The sequence below is a fragment of the Shimia sp. R10_1 genome, assembly GCF_017744095.1.
Taxonomy (GTDB): Bacteria; Pseudomonadota; Alphaproteobacteria; order Rhodobacterales; family Rhodobacteraceae; genus Shimia.
In genome coordinates this window covers 286,574-310,273 of the sequence record NZ_JAGHQX010000003.1, presented here as the reverse complement: position 1 = coordinate 310,273, position 23,700 = coordinate 286,574, and the positions used below count along the sequence as shown (strand labels likewise).

Here is a 23,700-nt window from a genome sequence, read left to right as displayed (position 1 = left end):
TTTATGCCTCCTCGCGCGGGCGCGTTGTGCGCTGTTCGATACGGTTTTCATGCGCGCCAGCAATGATGCGGTGCACGTAGATGCCGGGCAGGTGGATCGCGTCTGGATCCAGCGATCCGGTGGGCACGATTTCCTCAACCTCAGCGATGCAGATCTTGCCGCAGGTGGCGGCAGGCGCGTTGAAGTTGCGGGCGGTTTTGCGGAACACCAGGTTGCCGGTTTCATCGGCTTTCCAAGCCTTCACAATGGCCAGATCGGCAAAGATGCCCTCTTCCATGATGTAGTCTTCCATCGCGCCATCCGGGCCGGTGGGGAACTGTTTTTCAAACTTGCCCTCGGCAATCACGGTGCCGACGCCGGTTTTGGTGAAGAAACCCGGAATGCCCGCACCACCAGCGCGCATACGTTCCGCGAGCGTGCCTTGTGGGTTGAATTCCAGCTCCAGCTCGCCGGAGAGATATTGGCGCATGAATTCGGCGTTTTCGCCCACATAGGAGCTGATCATTTTCTTGACCTGCTTGGTCTGCAGCAGGATGCCGATGCCAAAATCATCAACGCCTGCGTTGTTGGAGGCAAAGGTCAGATCTTTGACGCCGCTGTCTTTGATGGCGTTGAGCAGCAGCTCCGGAATGCCGCAGAGGCCAAAGCCGCCTGAGGCGATGAACATGCCGTCAGACAGCACGCCCTCAAGCGCGTCTGCGGCATTGGCATATACCTTTTTCATAGGTCTCTCTCCCTAGGGTCGGAAATTGTGCAAAGTTGTGACGGCGCGTCACATGGGAGTCAACGACCGCTGGGGCAAAGGCGTATTACTACGGGGGCTGTTTGCGGGACGGGACGAGGGCCCAGCTCCTCGCGCTCTCCGGAGATTTTGCGGCAGAATGACGTTTGGATGGGGGGACATCAGCTGTTGGTAAATGGGCGGTGGCGGTGTTCACTGAGAAGGCCGCGCCACGAGGATATATGAGCCATGCCAAACATCCCCATTTGCACCGATTTTGTCTCGCTGTTGGCGATCAGGACCACGGCGGGCGGGGCAGAGGTCTTGTTATTGAAACGTAATTCCTACCCTGCGCACAGCTGGTGTCAGGTCGCGGGGCGGATTGAGGCGGGGGAAACCGCGTGGCAAGCGGCGCTCAGAGAGTTGTGTGAGGAAACCGGGCTGGTGCCACGCGCGCTTTATTCCGGCGACATTTGTGAGCAGTTCTATGAGCCCAAGCAGGATGCGTTGATGATTGCACCGGTGTTTGTGGCGGTGATTGACCCGGAGGCGCAGGTTGTTTTGAACCACGAGCACAGCGCCTGTTGCTGGGAAAGTTTTGATGCGGCGCGGGAAATGGTTTCTTTTGGGGGGCAGCGGCGGGTGTTGCAGGCTGTGGAGGAAGAGTTTGTGAAGCGGCCTCCGAGTGCGCACCTGCGGATAGAGGTCTAACACCCGGGCGTGCCCGACCCAAAACGGGTGACCGGCTTTGCGGGGCAGACCTCAAAAACAAAAGGCCCCGCGTGGGGGCCTTTCTTTTGACGGTGGCAGCTTATTCTGTGTCCGCCGCCTTTTTGGTTGTGGTTTTCTTGGCCGCTGTTTTCTTGGCGGGCGCTTTCTTTTTCGCAGCGGTTTTCTTGGGGGCCGCTTTCTTGCGCGTGGGCTTTTTCTTTGCAGCCTTTTCGGCGATCCATTGCACCGCTTGCTCCATGGTCACGTCGGCCACTTCCACCTCTTTGGGGATGGTGGCGTTGACTTTTTCCCATTTCACATAAGCGCCGTAGCGGCCGTCCATGATGTTGACCGCGCCGCCGTCATCGGGGTGTTCACCCAGCTCGCGCAGGGGTTTGGCGGCTGCGCCACCGCCGCGACGGCCCGGGTTGTTGCGCTTTTCAGTCAGCAGCTCGACCGCGTGGTTCATGCCGATTTCAAAGACATCGTTGGGGTCTTTGAGGTTGGCGTAGACCGGCTTTGCGTCATCGGGCAGCTGGTGCATCACGTAAGGGCCGAAACGGCCAAAGTTGGAGGTGATCATGCCGCCTTCGGGGTGCATGCCGATTTCGCGTGGCAGGGACAGGAGCGTCAGGGCCTTGGCGAGGTCCATATCGTCCTTGTTCCAGCCGCGGGGCAGGGAGGCACGTGGCGGCTTTTTGTTTTCAGGCGTGGGCTCACCACGTTGCACGTAGGGGCCAAAGCGACCGGCCTTGAGCCAGATTTCATCCCCTGCGTCTTCGCCGAGCACACGCTCATCACCGTCTGCGCCTTCGCCCGCAATCGGGCGGGTGTAGGTGCATTCGGGGTAGTTGCCGCAGCCGACAAAGCCGCCGGTGCGGGAACTTTTGAGGTGCAGCTGGCCGTTGCCGCATTTCGGGCAGACGCGCGGATCGGAGCCGTCTTCGCGGGGCGGATAGAGCTGTGGGGCCAGCGCGTCATCGAGCACGTCGAGCACCTCAGAGATGCGCAGCTCGCTGGTTTCGCCGATGGCGGCCGAAAAATCTTTCCAGAAGCGTGCGAGCACGTTTTTGTAGTCGCGGTTGCCTGCGGAGACGTCATCGAGCTCTTCTTCGAGGTTCGCGGTGAACTCATAGCCGACATAGGTGCGGAAGAAGTTCAGCAGGAAGATCGTGACGATGCGGCCCTTATCCTCTGGGAAGAGGCGGTTTTTGTCTTTGCGGACGTATTCGCGATCCTGAATGGTGGTGATCACGGAGGCGTAGGTGGAAGGGCGGCCGATGCCGAGCTCTTCCATCTTTTTCACCAGCGTCGCCTCGGTATAACGGGGCGGTGGCTGGGTGAAATGCTGCTCGGGCGTCACGGTGCGTTTGTCGGCCTTTTCGCCCTGCATGATCTGGGGCAGGCGCTTGTCATCATCATCGACAACCTGATCGTCGCGGCCTTCCTCATAGACACGCATGAAGCCGTCAAACAACACCACCTGACCGGTGGCGCGCAGCTCGACCTGTTGATCGTCAGAGGCGATATCGACCGTGGTGCGTTCCATACGGGCGCCAGCCATCTGGCAGGCCAGTGTGCGCTTCCAGATCAGATCGTAAAGCTTGCGCTGATCGGCGTCGGTGACTTTGAGGTCATCGGGTTTGCGCATCATATCCGTCGGGCGGATACATTCGTGCGCTTCTTGCGCGTTTTTGGCTTTGTTTTTGTAGATGCGCGGCTCGGCGGGCACGTAGTCATCGCCATAAAGCGTCTGGATTGCGTCACGCGCTGCGGCCACGGCCTCAGGTGCCATGTCGATGCCGTCGGTCCGCATATAGGTGATGTAGCCGGCCTCATAGAGGCGCTGGGCGGCGCTCATGCACTGGCGCGCGCCCATGGAGAATTTGCGGCTGGCCTCCTGCTGCAGCGTGGAGGTCATGAAGGGCGCAGATGGATTGCGGGAGGCGGGCTTGGCCTCCACGCGCGCCACAGAAAGATCGCGGGACTGGATCGCCTGCACGGCCAGTTCGGCGGCGGTGCTGTTTTCCAGCGCGTATTTGTCGAGCTTCTCGCCGCCCAGAACGGTGAGGCGAGCCTCAAACTCTTTGCCGCGCGGGGTGGCGAGCAGGGCTTTCACGGACCAGTATTCGCGGGCGTTGAAGGCCTCGATCTCCATCTCGCGCTCAACGATGAGGCGCAGGCACACAGATTGCACACGGCCTGCAGAGCGCGCGCCGGGCAGTTTGCGCCAGAGCACCGGAGACAGGTTGAACCCCACAAGATAGTCGAGCGCGCGGCGGGCGAGATAGGCATCCACCAGCGGCTGATCCACCTGACGTGGGTTCTGCATGGCCTCGGTCACGGCGGTTTTGGTGATCGCGTTGAACACCACGCGGGACACGGGCGTGTCTTTCTTGATGGCGCGGCGTTTGCGCAGGGCTTCCTCAAGGTGCCAGCTGATCGCCTCTCCTTCGCGATCGGGGTCGGTTGCGAGAATGAGCGCGTTGTCTTCTTTCAGCGCATCCGCAATCGCTTTGACATGTTTGCGGCTGTCGGTGCCGACTTCCCATGTCATGTCAAACTCGTTGTCAGTGTCGACCGATCCATCTTTGGCTGGGAGGTCGCGTACGTGGCCGTAGGACGCCAGAACTGTGTAGTCTGAGCCTAAGTATTTATTGATTGTTTTGGCTTTGGCTGGGGATTCTACGACGACTACTGGCATGAAATTTCCTCTCGACTCGGCGCGAGCCTTATGGCGGCGAAAAATGTGGGGCGAAAGGGGGGATTGTCAATCCATGGTGGTTTTTATCGTCATTTTTGGGTGAATGCGCTGCGCTTTTGTTGGGCGCGCGCGGGGCGAGGACGTTTGGCCGTCGGGTTGCTTGATTTGGCTTCGATGTCAGTTTTTGGAGAGCAAGCCGCCGGAAAGACGATTGATTTTGCCGCTGACCTCAAGGTCCAGCAGTGCTGGGGTTAAGACTTGTGGGGGCAGCGACAGATCCCGCACGAGTTGATCTTCGCTGAGCGGGGAGGGGCCGAGGCGCCCAAGGATTTCGGCATGCAGCGCGGCTGTGTCGCGCAGATTGCGTGCAGGTTTTGGTGCGGGATCGGCGGGGATAGTGGGTTGTTCTGTCTTCTGAGGGGTGTTGCGTGCGGGGCGCATGGGGGGCTGCATCGGTAGTGTGCTGAACACTTCGAGAACGTCATCTGCGCCGCGAATGAGTGTGGCACCGTCCCGGATGAGGATATTGGCCCCTGCGGCGCGGGCATCAAACGGGTGGCCAGGGACGGCAAGCACGTCGCGCCCCTGATCCAGTGCAATGCGCGCGGTCAGAAGGCTGCCGGATTTCGAGGCGGCCTCTACCACGATAACGGCGCGCACAAGGCCGGAAATGATGCGATTTCGAGCTGGAAAATGGCGCGCGCGTGGCTCCATAGCGGGGGGCTGCTCTGACACGCAGATGCCGTGCGTGCCAATCTCTGTCGCAAGGGAGAGGTTCTGGGCGGGGTAGGGGCGTGCAAGCCCACCCGCGTAAACTGCAATCGTGCCGGTGCTGAGGGCGGCCTGATGGGCGGCGGCGTCTATGCCGCGTGCAAGGCCGGATACGATGATGTAGCCCGCGTCCCCCAATTCTTTGGCAAGGCGGGTCGCCATGCGCAGACCAAGGGAGGAGGCGTTGCGCGCCCCAATCACGGCGACGGCAGGTTTTTGAAGCAGCTCGGTTTTGCCCTGAGCCCAAAGCATGGGCGGCGCATCTGGGATTTCTGCCAGCAGCGCGGGGTAATCCGGCTCCCCAAAAAAGATCGGCCGCGCTCCTGTGGCACGGCCGTCATTCAGTTCACGTTCTGCATCTTCGCGGGACTTGGCAGTGTAGCGTGCCACCCCCGCCGCTCGGGCAATACCGGGCAAGGCGTCAAGCGCAGCCTCCGCTGAGCCGTGTTCTGCTATCAATCTGTGGTAGGTGATGGCCCCGACGCGTCGGGATCGCAAGAGGCGAAGCCGCAGTAATCGCGCTTCCTCCGTGGTGGGTGGGATTTGGGGGTGAGTGGAAGAAATTCGATCTTCGGTCATCCGCAACTCCGCCTGCTTGCAAGGAATAATTATGGCGACAGTGGTTAACAGGGCGTAAACCAAGGAAAGAAAATCGCAGTTTCTGCTAAAATTTTTCCGAGTGATTGCCCTGTTAAGTTGTTTGGCGTGTCAGGTCGCTGAGCCACCCACGGTCAAACCTTCCATTAAAACAGTGGGTTGGCCAACGCCAACCGGCACCCATTGGCCGGCTTTGCCGCAATTGCCCATACCCGGATCCAGCGCCATATCGTTTCCGAGCCCTTTGATCTGCATCATTGCGGTGGCGCCATCGCCAATCAAAGTTGCACCTTTGACGGGTGCGCCGACTTTGCCGTTCTCTACGCGATAGGCCTCGGTGCAGGAGAATACGAACTTGCCATTGGTGATATCCACCTGACCGCCGCCAAAACCTACGGCGTAGATGCCATCCTTTAGCGAGGCCACCAGATCGGCGGGGTCAGAGCTGCCGCCCTCCATATAGGTGTTGGTCATCCGCGGCATGGGCGCATGCGCATAGCTTTCGCGACGCCCGTTGCCAGTTGGGGCTACCCCCATAAGGCGCGCATTTTGACGATCCTGCATATACCCCACCAGAATCCCATCTTCGATCAGCGTGGTTTTGCCCGATGGCGTGCCTTCGTCATCGACGGTGATGGAGCCACGGCGATCCGGGATGGTGCCGTCATCGATGACAGTCACGCCTTTGGCGGCGACCTGCTGGCCGATCATGCCTGCAAATTTCGAGCTGCCTTTGCGATTGAAGTCGCCTTCAAGGCCGTGGCCCACCGCCTCATGCAGCAGAATGCCGGGCCAACCCGGGCCAAGCACCACTTCCATCTGTCCGGCGGGTGCAGGGATGGCAGAGAGATTGACGCAAGCGACGCGCAGAGCTTCGCGGGTTTTGGCCTGCCAGTCCGCTGGATCTAGCAAGCCGTCCAAGCCGATACGCCCGCCGCCGCCCGCGGAGCCGCTTTCGCGTCGCCCGTTTTCTTCGACGATGACAGAGACGTTTACCCGCGTCATGGGGCGCACATCGGTGATCTGGCTGCCGTCTGGGCGCAGGATCACCACTTCCTGATGAGAGGCGGCCAAAGTTGCGGAGACCTGAACCACACGCGGATCAAGATCGCGGGCAAAGGTGTCGATCTCGCGCAGGGTTTCGATTTTTACAGGGAAATCGATTCCGCCAATGGGGTCGGCGTCTGTGTAAAGTTTGCGATTGGTGGGCAAGGGACCCGCAGCCAGTGTGCCGCCCCCTGCGCCAACGGCGAGACGAGCGGTTTCTACGGCGCGTTTGATGGCCGCTTCGCTGATCTCGGAGGCGTGCGCATAGCCTGAAACTTCGCCATTCACAGCCCGCAGGCCGAATCCTTCGGCAGCGTCATAACTGGCGGTTTTGAGGCGTCCATCGTCAAAAACCAATGCTTCGGAGCTGCGACGCTCCAAAAACAGCTCTCCGTCTTCAGCGCCATCGGTGGCTGCGCGCAAGAGTCGCAGGGCGGTGTGCTCATCGACTTTGTTTTCAAAGGGTTTGAAGTGGTTTTCGGCCATGACCTATGGTGCCTCTTTATTTGATCTAGATCAAAAAAGCGTCCGTTTGCCGCAAGCTTCGATCTTTATTTGAGACATAGAATATGGTTTCTGGTGCTAAAATAACAGCGGGGTTGTGCTCATGGAGCAGGCACTCCGAAAACAAACGGCAAAATAAAACGCAACCGATCAGGGTGAGACATGCGACGAATATCGACATTCCTGGGCCTAACGGCAGCTACTTCCGCCACCTCAGCACTTGCGCAGAGCGCTGAGACCATTGGCAAGCCCGTGCCCCAAGCCACAGGGTTTCAGCCCGCAGCGACAGAGCTCGCACGGCAAATTCACTCTTTGGATTGGTTGATCCTGGTGATCATCACATTGATCGTGATTTTTGTGACGGCTCTGATCGTGTATTGCATGGTGCGCTTCAGCCGCCGCAATAACCCGGAGCCCTCAGCTTTCACGCACAACACACCGCTTGAGATCGCCTGGACACTGGGGCCGATCCTTATCTTGCTGTTCATTGGTGCAAACAGCCTGCCGGTTCTGTTCAACCAGCAGGAAATCCCAGAAGGCGACGTGCATATCAAAGTCACAGGGTACCAGTGGTACTGGGGCTATGAATATACCGATCACGAGTTTGAGTTTGACAGCTTCTTGCTGGGCAAAGAGGCTCTCGCGGAGAATGGCTACAACGAAGATGAGTATCTGCTCGCAACCGACACCAAAGTGGTTGTGCCTGTCGGCAAGACCGTGGTGATGGATGTGACCGGTGCGGACGTGATCCACAGCTGGACCATCCCGTCGTTTGGTGTGAAGCAAGATGCAGTGCCTGGCCGTATCGCCCAGCTTTGGTTCAAAGCGGAACGCGAAGGCATTTTCTTTGGCCAGTGTTCTGAGCTTTGCGGCAAGGACCATGCCTATATGCCGATCACAGTGCAGGTTGTTTCTGAAGCTGAGTACAACGACTGGCTGAAAGGCGCGATCGAGGAATATGCGGGTGACATCACCACGCTTCCGGGTGTAAAGGTCGCCTCTGCAGACTGAGGCACGCCACCCCACGATATTGGGCGAGCACAGCACTCTCCCCATCAAAAATGACAAGGCGTGCAGGCACTGCCCGCCTTTTGAAGAACAGGACGATCCATGAGCGACGCAAGCCTCAACACGCAAGCCAGCACCGGTGACGCAGAATTTGGTGATTATTTCGCGCTACTTAAGCCGCGCGTGATGTCGCTGGTTGTGTTTACGGCCGCTGTTGGGTTGCTGGCCGCGCCCGGCTCTGTACATCCGTTTGTCGCCTTCTGTGCGATCCTGTTTATCGCGGTGGGCGGTGGCGCATCTGGCGCGCTGAACATGTGGTACGATTCGGACATTGACCGCGTGATGAAGCGTACCCAAAGTCGCCCCATCCCAGCCGGAAAGGTCACGGAAGGTGAGGCGCTTGCGTTTGGCGTTGCCTTGTCCGGGTTTTCCGTTGTGATGCTTGGCCTGGCGGCGAACTGGGTGGCGGCTGCACTTCTGGCGTTCACCATCTTTTTCTACGTTGTGATCTACACCATGTGGCTGAAGCGCTGGACGCCGCAGAACATCGTGATTGGCGGGGCGGCTGGGGCCTTCCCTCCCATGATCGGTTGGGCAGTGGTGACAGGCGGCATTTCGATTGAAAGCGTGCTGATGTTCACATTGACGTTTATGTGGACCCCGCCGCATTTCTGGGCGCTATGCCTGTTCATGAAATCTGATTACAAGGACGCAGGGGTGCCGATGCTGCACGTGACCCACGGGCGGCGTGCCACGCGCAATCATATTCTGGTCTACACATTGCTCTTGGCAGTGGTGGCGATTGGCATGGGGTTCACGGGCGTTGGTGGCGCGCTGTATCTGGCGACGGCGCTTCTGTTGAATGTGTTGTTTGTTGCGGGCGCAATTTCCATCTGGCGCCGTGACGAAGCGATGTCAGAGGCGGACGACTACGCGCGTGAGAAGAGCTTCTTTAAGCTTTCTCTGTTGTATCTTTTCCTACATTTCGGGGCGATCTTGGGCGAAGCTGCCTTGGCGCCCTATGGCTTGGGAGGCTGGTAGACCATGAGTTTTCGGGAGGAGCATGATCTACACAAGCGCCGATTTGGCCGTAATCTTGGCGTGGCGCTGGTGCTTGTGAGTTTCATTTTTATTGTGTTTGGCCTGACTGTCGTGAAGGTCACACGCGGCGACTATGAGCCTGAAAATGCCAGCATCCAGAGGACTGGGTGATGGCGATGGATCCCAAGACAAAAACGCTGGTTCAAACTGTTGGTGTTGTGACGTTGATGGGGGCTCTGGCATGGGCATCCGTGCCGTTTTATGACTGGTTTTGCAGGGTGACCGGCTTTGGCGGTGTGACCAGCACGGCCGAAACTGGCAGCGATGTGATATTGGATCGCACCATTAAAGTGCGCTTTGATGCCTCCACAGAGCGGGATATGCCGTGGGACTTCAAGCCGATGCAGCGCGAAATGGAAGTGCGCATTGGCGAAACTGGCCTTGCGTTTTATGAGGCCTACAATCCAACCAACCGCCCGGTTGCCGGCACCGCAAGCTATAATGTGGCGCCCTATGAAGGGGGCGGATTTTTCACAAAGATCGATTGCTTCTGCTTTGAAGAGCAGGTGCTGCAGCCCGGCGAACGGGTGATGATGCCTGTAAGCTTCTTTGTGGATCCTGAGATCGTGGACGACCGCGATGCCAAACATCTGAAGGTGATTACCTTGGGATACACATTTTATGAAACAGACTTGCCTGAAGAGCTCGCCGCATTGGCAGCTGAACCGTCTGATGGCTTGACGGTGACAGGCACGAATGACCAAAACTAACGAACTGGGCAAAACGACAAGAAAGCAAGCCGGCCAACGAGGGAATATCTAATATGGCGCACGCTAAAAATCACGACTATCACATTTTGGCCCCCTCCTGGTGGCCGTTTCTAGGCTCTGTTGGCGGCTTTTTTATGCTGTTTGGGGCTGTGCTCTGGATGCATGACAGTGGACCTTGGATGTTCCTGATTGGCCTCATCGCTGTGCTGTATGTCATGTTTGGTTGGTGGGCAGAAGTGGTGGCCGAAAGCAAGGTTGGCGACCACACACCGGTGGTTCAGATCGGGCTGCGGTATGGCTTCATTCTGTTCATCATGTCCGAAGTCATGTTCTTCTCTGCGTGGTTCTGGACCTTCTTTAAGCACGCAATGTACCCAATGGGTCCCGATAGCCCTGCAGTGGACGGTGTGTGGCCGCCCGCGGGCATTGAGACCTTTGATCCATGGCACCTGCCGCTGATCAACACGCTGATCCTGCTGTGCTCTGGCTGTGCGGCGACTTGGGCGCACCATGCGTTGGCGCATGAAGACAACCGTCAGGACATGAAGATGGGCTTGATCCTTGCCGTGGGGCTGGGCGTGATCTTCACCGTTTTCCAGGCGTATGAATACAGCCACGCCGCCTTTGGCTTTGCAGGCAACATCTATGGCGCGTCGTTCTTTATGGCGACTGGCTTCCACGGGGCGCATGTGATCATTGGCACCATCTTCCTGCTGGTGTGCTTGCTGCGCTTGAACGCGGGACATTTCACCAAGGAAAAGCACGTCGGATTTGAGGCGGCGGCCTGGTACTGGCACTTTGTGGATGTGGTTTGGCTGTTCCTGTTTGCAGCAATCTATGTCTGGGGGCAGTAATCGCTCCGATTTGACACACCACAAAAGGTTGATCCTTTGGTGTGGATAGGCTTAAAGCAAATCGCGGTGGGGCTTCCTGCCGCGATTTTGCTTTGAAAGGACCCTTCATTGCGTCGACTGTTCTGGCCGCTGTTCTTTGGCATTTTGGGCACGGTTGTGCTTGTGTCGCTGGGCGTCTGGCAGATGCAGCGACTGATGTGGAAAGAAGGGGTTCTTGCGGACATCGAAGCGCGGATCGCAAGCGCGCCGGTGGCCCTGCCGCGGACCATTGATCCAGAAGCTGATAGATACCTACCTGTACATCTGCGCGGCACGGTCACGGGTGATGAAATTCATCTGTTGGCGAGCACGCGGGATGTGGGCGCGGTTTACCGCGTCGTGAGCGCCTTTGAGACAGAGGATGGCCGCCGCATCATGGTTGATCGGGGGTGGATCAGAACCGCTGACAAAGAGGCAGCGCGGCCTGCATTTGCGACAGAGATCATAGGCAATCTGCATTGGCCTGAAGAGCGCGACAGCTATACACCGGCCAATGATAAGGGCGCAAATATCTGGTTTGCGCGCGATGTGGACGAGATGGCAGCGGCTTTGGATGCGGATCCCGTACTTGTGATTGTGCGCGAGATCAGCAACAACACGCCCAAAGTGACCCCATTGCCGGTGGACAATGCCGCCATTCCCAACAATCACCTTGAATATGTCATCACATGGTTCGGACTTGCGATTGTCTGGGTGGCGATGACGCTGTATTACCTGCGCCGGATGCGCAAAACCAAAAAGGCTGAAGAGACGTGAAATACATTTCGACCCGCGGAAATGCCCCGGAGCTGAGCTTTGAAGAGGCGATGCTGACTGGTCTCGCGCGTGATGGCGGGCTTTATGTGCCTGAGACCATCCCGACGCTGAGTGCGGCCGAGATCGCGGCGATGGCTGGGAAGTCTTACGAAGAGGTGGCGTTCACTGTGATGCGGCCCTTTGTGGGTGACGCTTTCACGGATGAAGAATTCAAGGGCATCATCGCGCGGGCCTATGCAAACTTCCGCCATGAGGCGCGCGCGCCTTTGGTACAGCTGGCGCCAAACCACTACCTGATGGAGCTGTTTCACGGCCCTACACTGGCGTTCAAAGATTTTGCGATGCAGCTGATTGGCCAGCTGTTCCAGTTTTCGCTGGCGCGCCGCAATGAACGTGTGACCATCGTCGGAGCGACCTCTGGCGATACCGGTTCTGCCGCGATTGAGGCCTTCCGGGGGCTCGACAATGTAGATGTTTTCATCCTGTTCCCGCATGGCCGTGTGTCTGACATTCAGCGGAAGCAGATGACCACGCCGGCAGACAGCAACGTGCACGCGCTGGCGCTGGATGGCGACTTTGACGATTGTCAGGCGCGCCTGAAAGATATGTTCAACGATTTTGAGTTCCGTGATGGTGTGAAACTCGCGGGCGTGAACTCGATCAACTGGGCGCGGGTGCTGGCACAGGTTGTATATTACTTCACCTCCGCCGTGAGCCTAGGCGCACCGCATCGCAAGGTGAGCTTCACCGTGCCAACCGGTAACTTCGGCGACATTTTCGCAGGCTATATCGCCAAGAAGATGGGCCTGCCGATTGATCGGCTTGTGATCGCAACCAACCAGAACGATATCTTGCATCGTACGATGGAGAGCGGCGCGTATACCAAAGAGGGTGTGACGCCGTCGATTAGCCCGTCTATGGATATTCAGGTGAGCTCCAACTTTGAGCGTGCGCTGTTTGATGCCTATGGCCGCGAAGGCGGGGCGGTGGCGCAGCTGATGGAAGAGCTGAAAGACGGCTCTTTTGCGATCAGTCAGGGCGCAATGGAGACGCTGAGAGAGCATTTTGACAGTGGCCGCGCCTCTGAGGAAGAGACCACCACGACGATAACAGACTCTTATCAATCCTGTGGTGAGGTGCTTTGTCCGCACTCTGCGGTTGGCGTGAAGGTTGCGAATGCCTATCTGGGCGAAACGCCCATGGTGACATTGGCCACAGCCCATCCGGCAAAATTCCCGGATGCTGTGGAGGCCGCAATGGGGACTCGGCCCACACTTCCGCCACATATGGTGGATATGATGGACAAAGAAGAGCGCGTGACCCGCGTTCCAAACGATCTTCAGGCGCTGGAAGCGCTGGTACAGGAACGGATTGCACAACGTTGACAGTTCAACTTCACACCCTTTCAAACGGGTTTCGCATCGCTACTGAACATATGCCGGGGCTGGAAAGCGCCTCGATCGGGATTTGGGTAAGTGCCGGTGGCCGTCACGAGCGTGCGCCGCAGAATGGCATTGCCCATTTTCTGGAGCATATGGCGTTCAAAGGCACCAAGCGGCGCAATGCGCTGGAGATTGCCGAGACGATTGAGGATGTGGGTGGCTATATCAATGCCTACACCAGTCGCGAGGTCACAGCCTATTACGCGCGCGTGCTGAAAAACGATGTGGCACTGGCGATGGACGTTGTCGGGGATATCGTGCTGAACCCGATCTTTGATCCCAATGAGATCGAGGTGGAGCGCGGCGTGATCCTGCAAGAGATCGGCCAAGCGCTGGACACACCAGATGATGTGATCTTTGATTGGCTGCAGGAACGGGCTTATCCCAACCAACCTATGGGCCGCACCATCTTGGGTGAGGGGGATCATGTGCGCAGCTTCAGCCGTGATGATCTGGCTGGGTTTGTGACCGAGCATTACCGGCCTGAGCGTATGATCCTGGGAGCTGCGGGTGGCGTGGATCATGATGAGATCGTGCGCATGGCGGAAGAGATGTTTGGCCATCTGGAGCGCGGCCCAGAAATTGAGATTGTGCCAGCACAGTTTGCTGGCGGTGAGTACCGCACGGAAAAGGCGCTGGAGCAGGCGCATTTTGCTATCGGGTTTGAAAGCCCTGACTATTGCAGCCCTGAAATTTACACGGCGCAGATCTATTCAACCGCTCTCGGAGGCGGCATGTCGAGCCGCCTGTTTCAGGAAGTGCGCGAAAAACGTGGCCTGTGTTACTCGATTTTTGCCCAAACTGGGGCCTATGCGGATACCGGGATGACCACGATTTATGCGGGCACGTCCGGTGCGCAGATCGCGGAACTTGCTGAGATCACCATCGATGAGCTGAAGCGCGCGGCGGATGATATGTCTGCGAAAGAGATTGCGCGGGCGCGTACGCAGATGAAGGCAGGCCTTCTGATGGGGCTTGAGAGCCCATCCAGCCGCGCAGAGCGTCTGGCGCGGATGCTGGCGATCTGGGGCAAGATTCCGAGCCTCTCAGAGACGGTGACTCGTATTGATGCTGTGAGCGATGCGGATGTGCGCGGTTTTGCCGAGCAGATCGCGTCGAAGGCGCGCACTGCTATGGCGCTCTATGGGCCGGTGTCTGGTGCACCTGCGCTGGAGGCATTGGAAGACAGGCGCGCTGCCTGATGTTGATGACGCGGCGCAAGGTGCGGATCGAGACGGATCGGCTGACCCTGCGTCCGCCGATTCATGCCGATTTTCGCGAATGGGCGATATTGCGCAGTGAAAGCGAAGAGTTTCTCACACCGTGGGAGCCGGTCTGGGCCAGCACCCATTTGAGCAGGAAGAGCTTTACCAACCGGGTGTATTGGGCGCAGCGATCGATCTCTGGCGACACAGCGGTGCCGTTGTTCATCTTCCGCCGTGAAGATGATCGGCTTTTGGGCGCGATCACGCTCGACAATATCCGGCGTGGGCCTGCACAGGCAGGGACGCTGGGCTATTGGGTGGGTGAACGTTTTGCACGCAACGGCTACATGAGCGAAGCAATCGAAGCCGTTGTGCATCATGCTTTTTCGCGTCTGGACCTCAGCCGAATTGAGGCGGCTTGCCTGCCGGAAAATGTCGCCAGTCGTGGCGTTTTGGAGAAGTCTGGCTTTAAGTACGAGGGCGTGGCGCAAAGTTATCTGCAGATCAACGGCCGTTGGCGGACCCATGTGCTTTATGCGGCGCTGCGACATGATCGCCGTGGACGCACGCTGGCGGGTCAGGTTTAGCCTTTTTTCCTCTTATTTTGGGTGCTTGCGCGGCGCACTTGAAGTGACGCTGCATGAAGCGCGCGCCAAACGGGCGTAAGTCTGCTATCCTCCGATTTCAGGTGATCTGATGGAGGAAGGCAGAATGCGATTTCTCATGGGGCTGTGCGTGGCTTTGGCACTTGGGAGCGGGGCAGTTGCAGCACAGGAACGACGGCCAAGTCATTGTATTGCCTTGGCAGAAGCGCCGGGCGTGACCTATCTGCACAAAGCGTCCTTTCGCGACCCGGTGGCGGAGCATTCGGTGCGTATCAGCTATATTCACCATGCCTCTTTTCTGATTCAGAGCGCGGATGGGATTGACGCGGTGACCGACTATACCGGTTTTCTGGGCACCACGGATTTTGTGCCGGATGTTGTGACCATGAACCATGCCCATGGCACCCACTGGACCGCCAGCCCAGATCCAGAAATCCCGCATGTTTTGCCGGGATGGGGCGACTATGGGTTGGGGATAGAGCACCACCTTGATCTGGGTGCGATGCTTGTGCGCAATGTATCGACAGACATTCGCAGCTATGGCGGGGTGGAAGAAAAGGGTAACTCCATCTTCATCTTTGAGGTGGCTGGGCTGTGTATCGGGCATTTGGGGCATCTGCACCATGAGCCCAATGCGGCGCAATATGCAGCAATTGGGCGGCTGGATGTGGTGATGGCCGCGGTGGACGGAGGCATGAGCCTTGATGTGGCAACCATGATGCGGGTTTTGCGTAATCTGAAAGCGCAGATTGTGATCCCGATGCATTGGTTTGAGAGCTGGACTCTGGAGGCCTTTCTGACAGGGATGTCAGATGAATATCTGATCGAGCGTGGGGCCGGCTCCTCGATGACGGTGAGCCTCAGAGATCTGCCCAAGCAACCGACGATCAAACTGCTCACGCCGCGCTTTCTGCAAGACCCCTAGACGCCGCGCAAAGCCTCCCGTAAGCCTTTGGTATGACGTTACAAGCTGCCACGCCCGCCTTCGCCGATCGCCTTGCTGAGACTTTGCCGTCAGACACGCTGCGCATTCCGGATGCGCGGTACTTGGAGGAGCCGCGTGGGCGGTTTTTTGGGGCAGGTGGCGTGTTGGCATTGCCCCGCAGCACCGAAGAGGTTGCGGCCATTGTGAAGGCTTGTGCCAAGGCCAAGGTGCCGGTGGTGCCCTATGGCGGCGGCACGGGGCTTGTTGGGGGGCAGATCAAAACAGAGGGGCCAGCGCCTGTTGTGCTTTCGCTTGAGCGGATGAACCGCATTCGGGCGGTTTATCCCCTGGAAAACGCTCTGGTGGCCGATGCAGGCGCAATACTGGCGGAGATACAGGCCGCGGCAGAGGCGGAGGATCGTTTGTTCCCGCTCTCGCTTGGCTCTGAGGGCTCTGCGCGGATTGGGGGCAACCTGTCGAGCAATGCAGGCGGGCTGAACGTGCTGCGCTATGGCAATACCCGCGATCTTTGCCTTGGGCTGGAGGCCGTGCTGCCAAATGGCGACATCTGGCATGGGCTGACACGGCTGCGTAAAGACAACACCGGCTATGATCTGCGCAATCTGCTGGTGGGCGCTGAGGGCACACTTGGGGTGATTACCGCCGCCGCGCTCAAACTATTTCCGCGTCCGCGTTCGGTGGGGACGGCTATCCTGCAGGTGACCGATCCTGAGGCGGCGCTGCGGCTGCTGGCACTGGTGCGCGATCAGGTCGGAGAGAGCGTGAGCGCGTTTGAGCTGCTCAGCGCGCAAGGTATGGCGTTTGTTGCCGACACGCTGCCCGATGTACGCCTGCCGTTTGATGTGCCACCGGCCTGGTCGGTGTTGATTGAGTTGGGGATGCAAAGCGGCGCGGATGCCGCTTTGGAAGCGTTGTTTGAAGCCGCGCTGGGCGCAGGGCTGGTGAGCGACGGGTTGATTGCGCAGAGTGAGACGCAGCGTGCGGACTTCTGGCGCCTGCGAGAGCATATTCCGATTGCCAACAAAAAGGTCGGCTCGGTTGCGAGCCATGACATTTCGCTGCCTTTGGGCGCTTTGCCTGCGTTTATTGCGGAGGCCGATGCCAAGGTTGCGCAGTTTGGGCCTCTGCGCATCAACTGCTTTGGGCATCTGGGTGACGGCAATCTGCACTATAATGTCTTCCCGCCCAAAGGTGGCGACCGGCATGATTATGACTATGTCCGCCATAGCGTGAGTGATGCGGTCTATGATCTTGTGTACAGCTACGGTGGCTCGTTCAGTGCCGAGCATGGGGTGGGGCGTTTGAAAGTTGAGGCTTTGCAGAAATACGGCGATCCGGCCCGCCTTGCTGCAATGCGCGCGATCAAAGCGGCGCTGGATCCGGCCGGGATCATGAACCCCGGCGCGGTGCTGTAGAATACACTGCGTGTAAAACTGCCCGTATTTGGACGGGAAGGGGTAGGATCAGAGACCTTCAAACTCGCAAAGCACGGAGACATCCATGCCCATGGCTTCGAGCTTTTCACGTCCGCCGAGTTCTGGCAGGTCGATGATGAAAGAGCAGCTGATGATTTCGCCGCCAAGGCGCTCGATCAGCTTGATGCCCGCCTCAGCGGTGCCGCCGGTGGCCAGCAGATCATCCACCACCAGAACCTTTTCACCAGGTTGGATGGCGTCATCGTGGATTTCCACAATCGCCTCGCCATATTCGAGTTTGTAGTCCTGGGAGATGGTGGTGCCTGGCAGCTTTCCCTTTTTGCGGATCGGCACAAACCCGACGCTCAGCTGGTGGGCAATCGCGCCGCCTAAGATAAAGCCGCGGGCCTCAAGCCCGACCACCTTGTCGATGCGCGTGCCGGCATAGGGGTGCAGCATCTGGTCAATCGCCATGCGAAAGCCGCGCGGGTCGGCAAACAGCGTGGTGACATCGCGGAACATGATGCCCTCATGCGGGAAATCCACGATGGTGCGAATGTAGTCTTTGACTTGGGCGGCTTTGGGCATGTGGTCCCTCAAACATGTGTGTTTTTTGACGGGTCACATGTGCCCAATGCGGCCAGGTTTCGCAAGAGGGTCTGCCCTCGGCAGCTATTGGCGTTTTGCCGCGCCTTTGTAGCGGCGAAGGCGGTACATCGCGTTGGTCAGCCAACGCGCGTGTGGCTTGTGCCAATCCAAGCGGTCGTTCACCAATAGGGTTTTGGCGGTGTAGAGATTCATGACATGTCCTTTCTTCAACTGCTTCTGCTTTTAGAATTTTCTGGACTATGTATATTTAACGTATATACGCACCTGAGAATATCAAGGTTTTCCTTACCAGGGGATTAAGGTGGCAAAGAGCGATTCAGGGGACACCCCAAAGGGGGCTTCGGACAAGAAGGCGAAGACCAAGACAAAGTCGAAAGCCAAGAAAGACAGTCAGCTGATCTTGCGACTGGACAAGGAAGAGCGCGATGCCTTTGTTGAGCTGTGCAAAGAGCTCGACACCAGCGCAGCACGCGAAATTCGCGGCTTTATTCGCAAGTTTCTGAAGAAAAACGGGAGCTAGGTTGCTTTCTTTAATGTCGCAGTCAACACGCCCATTCCCATGAGAGTGACCCCACCGAGACGTGTCAGATTGCGCATAACACCGGGACGGTCAATGCGTGCGCGCATCTTGTCAGCCAACAAGGCGTAAGCGAGCGCATTGAGCGCTGCCAGGCCCACAAATGTTGTTATGAGAAGAGCAAACTGCGGCAGCATTGGCGCTGTGGGCGTGATGAACTGCGGCACAAAGGCGATGAAGAAGCCGATGCTTTTGGGGTTCAAAGCGGTCACGGCCGCAGCATGGCCAAAGACACCCCGTGCGGGCAAATTGGCCCCTTTGGTGAGGTCACCCAGATCCGAGCTGCCCGCACTGCGCAGCATCTTGAAGCCGAGCCACAGCAGGTAGACAGCCCCCACCCATTTCAGCACCGTGAAGGCGGTTGCGGAGGCCAATACAATGGCGCCAAGCCCCAAAAGAGAGGCCGACATGGCGATGAAATCTCCGAACGCCACGCCTGCGGCTGTGGCAAGCGCGACCTGACGTCCTTGTGTCAGCGCATAGCTGAGAACCAGCAGGATGGTTGGGCCGGGGATCAGCAGAAGAGCGGTGGAGGCGGCGACGAAGGTAAGCCAGAGGTCAAAGGGCATTGGGGGTGTCCTGAGTGGTGGGCGTGGTGGGCACTGGTTACTTTGTCGACAGGGGCGTTTGCTTGCAAGTGGCCGTGTGAGCGTTGTCCAAAGTCACCACTTGGACGGGTCAGGATAGCCTGAGGCGACTAAATTCAAAAAATATGATATGATGGCCCTTGTTTTGTTGCGTATTTGTGAGGTTCGTTATGACAAAATTTCTTCTGGCAGCTGTTTTTGCCTTTACGCTCTACACCCCGGTTCATGCACAATCCTGCCCTGACACCCACTATCCCTGTGGATCTGGCAGTTGTTGTTCCAAATAGATGGTGAATCCGATGAAATTGGTGAAAACTGTGCTCGTGACAGCCGCGATGGTTGTCGCAGGGCTGTTCGCGTTCTCTTGGTTTACAACTGTCACTGAGGACGACATTTATGCATTTCATGAGTTGGAGTTTGATACCAACCCCATTCGCCTGACGCCAGGCAGCGTTGTTGCGGTGTCCCCGAATGGCAAAGTGACACGGATTTGCGATTTCGCGATTGACAGCATCCATCGCGGGCCAATCGAAAAATCTATATACTACAATCAGTTAAGGCAGGATTTCCCCAATTACGTCAAGTCGATTGCGCTGGTGAAGACGATGTTTGGTTCAGACGCGGATAAGACTCTGGCGCTGACTGGGGAAGAACCAGTGTCATATGAGGGGCGTGAGTTTGTTGGGCGGAATGCGGCCATCACCAACCTGAAGGACACTGCCAAGAATTTTGAGGATCCGACTTGTGAACACGACATGGCGTGGCACCTGTCTAAGGGCTTTAAGGCCTGTACCGTCGAAAAGGTGCTCAATCAGGTTGTTTTGCAGGAAAGCGGGACGATCAATGTTCAGACCGTGGCGGTGTCTTTTGCCGAGTATTCCAATTTCGTGACGCCGCAGAAATTTGACGAGTTTGGAATCGAATACACTGAAGAGGCTGCGGGGGCCAACGGGCAGAAGTGCGAAGGCAGTTCCCACCCGTGGACCACTGTTGTCAAACGGAAGCTGAATGTTATTCAGCGGGTGACGGTCTCTGTCACCGAAACCATTTCGGAAAGCTGACCCAGCTTACAAAACCCGCCCGGCCACTGCGTTGAGCTTTTCGACCATGGCCGGGTCGCGTTTGTCTGGCGCTGTCAAAATCGCGTATTCCAGCGCGCGGTCACAGCCGTATTCGCAAGGCGCGCGGTCCGCTCCCAAAAGCGCAGGCAGGCGGCGCACCATGTTGCGGCCTTTGTCAGCGTTGCCCATCAAGACTTTGATGATCTCTGAGATATCCACCTCGCCGTGGTCAGGATGCCAGCTGTCATAGTCCGTGACCATGGCGACGGAGGCGTAGCACAGCTCGGCTTCGCGCGCGAGCTTGGCTTCGGGCATATTGGTCATGCCGATCACATCCGCGCCCCAGCTTTCCCGGTACATTTTGCTTTCAGCGAGCGTGGAAAACTGCGGGCCTTCCATGGCGAGGTATGTGCCGCCTTTGTGCACATTGATGCCTGCGTCTTTGGCCGCGGTGAAACAGGCCTCAGAGAGGCGTGGGCAGGTGGGGTGCGCGACGCTCACATGGGCCACGAGACCGGGGCCGAAGAAGGATTTCTCACGTGCAAAGGTGCGATCAATAAACTGGTCGACGATGACAAAATCACCCGGTGCCATTTCTTCGCGGAAGGAGCCTGTCGCCGACACGGAAATCACATCGGTTGCCCCAAGACGTTTGAGCGCGTCAATGTTGGCGCGGTAGGGGACAGAGGATGGCGTGTGGACGTGGCCACGGCCGTGGCGGGGCAGGAACGCCATGCCGACTCCATCCAGTGTGCCGGTGAGAATTTCGTCCGACGGGGTGCCAAACGAGCTGTTCACTGTCTGCCATTTGGCGTTTTCCAGCCCATCGATGTCATAAATTCCAGAACCACCGATTACGGCAATCATCGTTTTGGTCATGGCGCACCTTCTTCTATTTTCAGCCAAATTTTGTGTCGTTGATAGTCATGGTCGGACTCCGGAGCTGAATCAAGCGGATCCGCCCGCGCGCCCATTAATCTGTTGTTATCGTCTGTTTCTTAGCCAGTGCCGCACGATGCGTGCCCACCTCAAGACCCATGGCATGGACTTTGACTTTAGCGAACACAATGTAGCGAACAAAAGGACGCATGATGAACACCAAGAGTACCCTTGCAGTGGCTTCAACACTGGCGATGCTGACAGCTGGTGTTGCCAGCCCGGCTTTGGCTGAAACCACACTGCGCGTATATGCTGACGAATATCACCCGGTTTACTATCTGAATGACGCCGAAGAAGTCGCAGGCCCTGCGGCGGACATCATCCGCGAGGCGGCGGCGCGTGCAGGTGTCACCGTGGAATTTGAATATCGCCCGCTCAAGCGTGCACTGGCTGAAGTGGAGAAGACAGCGAACGTTTGTTTCATTGGTCTTTGGCACACGGAAGAGCGCGAGGACCGCTTCGCCTGGGCCGGCAATATCTTCACCGATGGCTATGCTATTTTTGCCAAAGAGGGCAGCGGTATCAGCATTGCATCGGTCGAGGATAGCTTTGCTTACACCACGGGCGTGACAGCCGGGTGGGGCAGCACCGAAGCGTTGCGGGCCGCGGGACATCCCAAGCTGCAAGAGGTTACCGATGATCTGCTGAATGTGAAAAAGCTCGCACACGGGCGTGTGGATCTTTGGGTCAGCGGCACGTTGAGTGGGCCGCATGCGGCGTCGCTTGAAAACATTGCCGTGGAGCAGGTGCTAGCACTACAGGAAGTGCCGCTGGATTTCGCCTGCAACCTGGCGACCGATCCGGATGCGGTGTCTGGGATGGCGGCGGCCATTACTGACCTGCGCAACGAGGGCCGCACAGATGAGCTGTTGAGCCTGACCAACTGATCCAGAGCGGCGAGCATCTGGCGTCAGATGTTCGGAATCCTCTGCGGCCCCATCACAGGATGGGGCCGTTTTGCTTTGGCGCGCGCATTTATTGAGCGGCGTGCCCTGTGGTGGCGTGGGACTGCGCGTAACGGGCCGCTGTTCCGGGCCGATCTGGGCGTGGCTATTGTTTGCTTGCGTTAAACCGGCTAGGGAGGCTTCAAAGCGAACATTCCCAGACAAACGCAGGTAGCTATATGAGACGCGCGGCGTTGGCCATGCTGGCCAAGAATATTTCTCCTCCCAATCTTTCCATTATGCAGGATGAGGGGTTCACCCCGAGCCGGATCAAGACCGAAGTGCTTTCGGGCCTTACGGTGGCTCTGGCGCTGGTGCCTGAGGCGGTGGCCTTTGCCTTTGTGGCGGGGGTGCACCCGCTGGTGGGGCTTTATGCGGCTTTCCTCGTGGGGCTGATCACTGCAGTGATCGGTGGTCGACCTGGCATGATCTCTGGCGCAACCGGGGCGCTGGCGGTTGTGATGGTCGCGCTGGTGGCGGAGCATGGTGTTGAATACCTGTTTGCCACGGTGATCCTGATGGGGATCTTGCAGATTTTTGCGGGCGCGATGCATTGGGGCAAGTTCATTCGTCTTGTGCCGCATCCTGTGATGCTGGGCTTTGTGAATGGTCTGGCAATTGTGATCTTCCTTGCGCAGCTGACGCAGTTCAAAGATCCTGCCAACACGGAACAATGGCTCGCCGGGCCGCAGATGGCGATGATGCTGGGTCTTGTGGCCCTGACCATGGCGATTATCTGGGGGCTGCCTAAGCTTACGAAGGCTATTCCGGCACCATTGGCGGGCATTGGCATCACCGCCATCCTCGTGATTGCGCTGGGCATCAATGTGCCAACCGTGGGCGACATGGCCTCCATCAAAGGTGGTCTACCAAGCTTCCACATGCCGTTTGGCGAAGGTGAGGGGCTTTATCCTCCGGCGTTGCTCGCGCCATTCACCCTTGAAACACTTTACATCATCCTGCCTTACGCGGTGATCCTTGCAGCCATCGGCCTGATCGAGAGCCTGCTGACTCTGAACCTTGTGGGCGAAATGACCGGCAAGCGCGGTGGCGCGAGCCAAGAATGTATCGCGCAGGGCACAGCGAATGTTGTGACCGGCTTCTTTGGTGGCATGGGCGGTTGTGCGATGATTGGTCAGTCGATGATCAACGTGAAATCCGGTGGTCGCACACGGATCGCCGGCATCGCGGCGGCGCTGTTCCTGCTGGCCTTTATCGTGGTGGCAAGCCCGCTGATCGAACGTATTCCGCTGGCCGCACTGGTGGGTGTGATGTTCATGGTGGTGATCGGCACTTTTGCCTGGAACAGCTTCAAGATCATGCGCCGCGTGCCACGTATGGATGCCTTTGTGATCGTTCTGGTGACGGTTGTGACCGTGCTCGAAGACCTCGCCGTGGCGGTGGTTGTTGGGGTGATCGTGAGCGCGCTGGCCTACAGCTGGCAGAACGCGCGCCGTATCCATGCCCACACCCGCGAAAGCGAGTCTGATCCGGGTGCGAAGGTCTATGAGATCGAAGGGCCACTGTTCTTTGGTTCTGCGGATGGCTTTGCCGAGCTGTTTGAGATCGACAATGATCCGGCGCATGTGATCGTGGATTTTGCCCGCTCCCGCGTGGTGGATCAATCTGCATTGCAGGCGATTGAGGCAGTGGCCGCGAAGTATGAAGAGGCCGGCAAGCAGCTGGTGCTGCGTCACCTCAGCCGGGATTGTCATGAGCTGCTGAGCAAAGCGGGCCACCTGATGGTGGATAGCGATGATGACCCGGAATACGAGATCGCCGTGGATTACTCGGTGCGCACGGGGGTTCTGAGCGGCGGTCACTAAAGACCGTATCAAAGAAATGAG

At 58.0% G+C, this 23,700-nt stretch carries 24 protein-coding genes; 16 read left to right on the top strand and 8 right to left on the bottom strand.

The window, feature by feature from the left end; genetic code table 11:
* Position 1: 1 nt before the first annotated feature.
* Positions 2-724, bottom strand: a complete 723-nt coding sequence (locus J7413_RS08395) for a CoA transferase subunit A (protein WP_209097620.1) — start codon at positions 722-724, stop codon at positions 2-4.
* Between the two features lie 246 nt (positions 725-970).
* Between J7413_RS08395 and J7413_RS08390 the strand changes: the two genes are divergently transcribed.
* Positions 971-1,432 (top strand): NUDIX domain-containing protein, encoded by a 462-nt coding sequence (locus J7413_RS08390; protein ID WP_209097619.1) that lies wholly within the window; start codon positions 971-973, stop codon positions 1,430-1,432.
* Positions 1,433-1,532: 100 nt separating this feature from the next.
* On the opposite strand, the gene topA is transcribed toward J7413_RS08390, so the two are convergent.
* From topA to tldD, 3 genes are all read right to left on the bottom strand, one after another.
* Entirely contained in the window at positions 1,533-4,136 is a 2,604-nt protein-coding gene (gene topA, locus J7413_RS08385; protein ID WP_209097618.1) for a type I DNA topoisomerase, read from the bottom strand.
* Positions 4,137-4,313: 177 nt separating this feature from the next.
* Positions 4,314-5,486: a DNA-processing protein DprA gene (dprA, locus tag J7413_RS08380; protein WP_209097617.1), complete on the bottom strand. Its 1,173-nt coding sequence runs from the start codon at positions 5,484-5,486 to the stop codon at positions 4,314-4,316.
* Positions 5,487-5,615: 129 nt separating this feature from the next.
* Positions 5,616-7,037, bottom strand: a complete 1,422-nt coding sequence (gene tldD, locus J7413_RS08375) for a metalloprotease TldD (RefSeq protein ID WP_209097616.1) — start codon at positions 7,035-7,037, stop codon at positions 5,616-5,618.
* A 180-nt stretch (positions 7,038-7,217) separates the two neighbouring features.
* Between tldD and coxB the strand changes: the two genes are divergently transcribed.
* From coxB to J7413_RS08320, 11 genes are all read left to right on the top strand, one after another.
* Positions 7,218-8,066 (top strand): cytochrome c oxidase subunit II, encoded by an 849-nt coding sequence (gene coxB / locus J7413_RS08370; RefSeq protein WP_209097615.1) that lies wholly within the window; start codon positions 7,218-7,220, stop codon positions 8,064-8,066.
* Between the two features lie 99 nt (positions 8,067-8,165).
* Positions 8,166-9,104, top strand: coding sequence for a heme o synthase (cyoE, locus tag J7413_RS08365; protein ID WP_209097614.1), 939 nt, complete (start codon positions 8,166-8,168; stop codon positions 9,102-9,104).
* Positions 9,105-9,107: 3 nt separating this feature from the next.
* Positions 9,108-9,275, top strand: a complete 168-nt coding sequence (locus J7413_RS08360; RefSeq protein ID WP_209097613.1) for a hypothetical protein — start codon at positions 9,108-9,110, stop codon at positions 9,273-9,275.
* Positions 9,275-9,874 carry a cytochrome c oxidase assembly protein gene (locus J7413_RS08355; RefSeq protein ID WP_209097612.1) on the top strand — a complete coding sequence of 200 codons (600 nt, stop codon included), beginning with the start codon at positions 9,275-9,277 and terminating at the stop codon, positions 9,872-9,874. Before J7413_RS08360 ends, J7413_RS08355 begins: the two co-directional genes overlap by 1 nt.
* A 53-nt stretch (positions 9,875-9,927) precedes the next feature.
* The gene (locus J7413_RS08350; protein ID WP_209097611.1) at positions 9,928-10,728 is read left to right on the top strand and encodes a cytochrome c oxidase subunit 3; all 801 of its coding nucleotides are present in this window, start codon (positions 9,928-9,930) and stop codon (positions 10,726-10,728) included.
* Positions 10,729-10,836: 108 nt separating this feature from the next.
* Positions 10,837-11,523, top strand: a complete 687-nt coding sequence (locus tag J7413_RS08345; protein WP_209097610.1) for an SURF1 family protein — start codon at positions 10,837-10,839, stop codon at positions 11,521-11,523.
* Positions 11,520-12,908, top strand: a complete 1,389-nt coding sequence (gene thrC, locus J7413_RS08340) for a threonine synthase (protein WP_209097609.1) — start codon at positions 11,520-11,522, stop codon at positions 12,906-12,908. The genes J7413_RS08345 and thrC overlap by 4 nt, the downstream gene beginning before the upstream one ends.
* Positions 12,905-14,167 (top strand): pitrilysin family protein, encoded by a 1,263-nt coding sequence (locus tag J7413_RS08335; RefSeq protein WP_209097608.1) that lies wholly within the window; start codon positions 12,905-12,907, stop codon positions 14,165-14,167. The genes thrC and J7413_RS08335 overlap by 4 nt, the downstream gene beginning before the upstream one ends.
* Positions 14,167-14,757: a GNAT family protein gene (locus J7413_RS08330; protein WP_209097607.1), complete on the top strand. Its 591-nt coding sequence runs from the start codon at positions 14,167-14,169 to the stop codon at positions 14,755-14,757. The genes J7413_RS08335 and J7413_RS08330 overlap by 1 nt, the downstream gene beginning before the upstream one ends.
* Positions 14,758-14,881: 124 nt before the next feature.
* Entirely contained in the window at positions 14,882-15,700 is an 819-nt protein-coding gene (locus J7413_RS08325; protein ID WP_209097606.1) for an MBL fold metallo-hydrolase, read from the top strand.
* A gap of 32 nt (positions 15,701-15,732) precedes the next feature.
* Positions 15,733-17,136, top strand: coding sequence for an FAD-binding oxidoreductase (locus J7413_RS08320; RefSeq protein ID WP_209097605.1), 1,404 nt, complete (start codon positions 15,733-15,735; stop codon positions 17,134-17,136).
* 48 nt (positions 17,137-17,184) lie between these two features.
* Here the strand turns inward: J7413_RS08320 and J7413_RS08315 are convergent, their stop codons facing one another.
* Together J7413_RS08315 and J7413_RS20660 are read right to left on the bottom strand one after the other, a co-directional pair.
* Complete coding sequence (locus tag J7413_RS08315; protein WP_209097604.1) at positions 17,185-17,724, bottom strand: adenine phosphoribosyltransferase; 540 nt, start codon at positions 17,722-17,724, stop codon at positions 17,185-17,187.
* A gap of 84 nt (positions 17,725-17,808) precedes the next feature.
* A complete protein-coding gene (locus tag J7413_RS20660; RefSeq protein ID WP_271307944.1) occupies positions 17,809-17,937 on the bottom strand; it encodes a hypothetical protein in 129 nt (42 codons plus the stop codon).
* A gap of 109 nt (positions 17,938-18,046) precedes the next feature.
* Between J7413_RS20660 and J7413_RS08310 the strand changes: the two genes are divergently transcribed.
* Positions 18,047-18,265, top strand: coding sequence for a hypothetical protein (locus J7413_RS08310; protein ID WP_209097737.1), 219 nt, complete (start codon positions 18,047-18,049; stop codon positions 18,263-18,265).
* Here the strand turns inward: J7413_RS08310 and J7413_RS08305 are convergent.
* Entirely contained in the window at positions 18,262-18,891 is a 630-nt protein-coding gene (locus tag J7413_RS08305) for a LysE family translocator (protein WP_209097603.1), read from the bottom strand. The two genes, J7413_RS08310 and J7413_RS08305, sit on opposite strands and share 4 nt — an antisense overlap.
* A 317-nt stretch (positions 18,892-19,208) precedes the next feature.
* Here J7413_RS08305 and J7413_RS08300 point away from each other — a divergent pair, with 317 nt between their 5' ends.
* Positions 19,209-19,970 carry a hypothetical protein gene (locus tag J7413_RS08300; protein ID WP_209097602.1) on the top strand — a complete coding sequence of 254 codons (762 nt, stop codon included), beginning with the start codon at positions 19,209-19,211 and terminating at the stop codon, positions 19,968-19,970.
* A gap of 6 nt (positions 19,971-19,976) precedes the next feature.
* Here the strand turns inward: J7413_RS08300 and J7413_RS08295 are convergent, their stop codons facing one another.
* Positions 19,977-20,849, bottom strand: a complete 873-nt coding sequence (locus J7413_RS08295; RefSeq protein WP_209097601.1) for an S-methyl-5'-thioadenosine phosphorylase — start codon at positions 20,847-20,849, stop codon at positions 19,977-19,979.
* Between the two features lie 212 nt (positions 20,850-21,061).
* Here J7413_RS08295 and J7413_RS08290 point away from each other — a divergent pair, with 212 nt between their 5' ends.
* Positions 21,062-21,796: a transporter substrate-binding domain-containing protein gene (locus J7413_RS08290; RefSeq protein WP_209097600.1), complete on the top strand. Its 735-nt coding sequence runs from the start codon at positions 21,062-21,064 to the stop codon at positions 21,794-21,796.
* A 236-nt stretch (positions 21,797-22,032) separates the two neighbouring features.
* Positions 22,033-23,679: a SulP family inorganic anion transporter gene (locus J7413_RS08285; RefSeq protein ID WP_209097599.1), complete on the top strand. Its 1,647-nt coding sequence runs from the start codon at positions 22,033-22,035 to the stop codon at positions 23,677-23,679.
* The last annotated feature ends 21 nt before the right edge of the window (positions 23,680-23,700 follow it).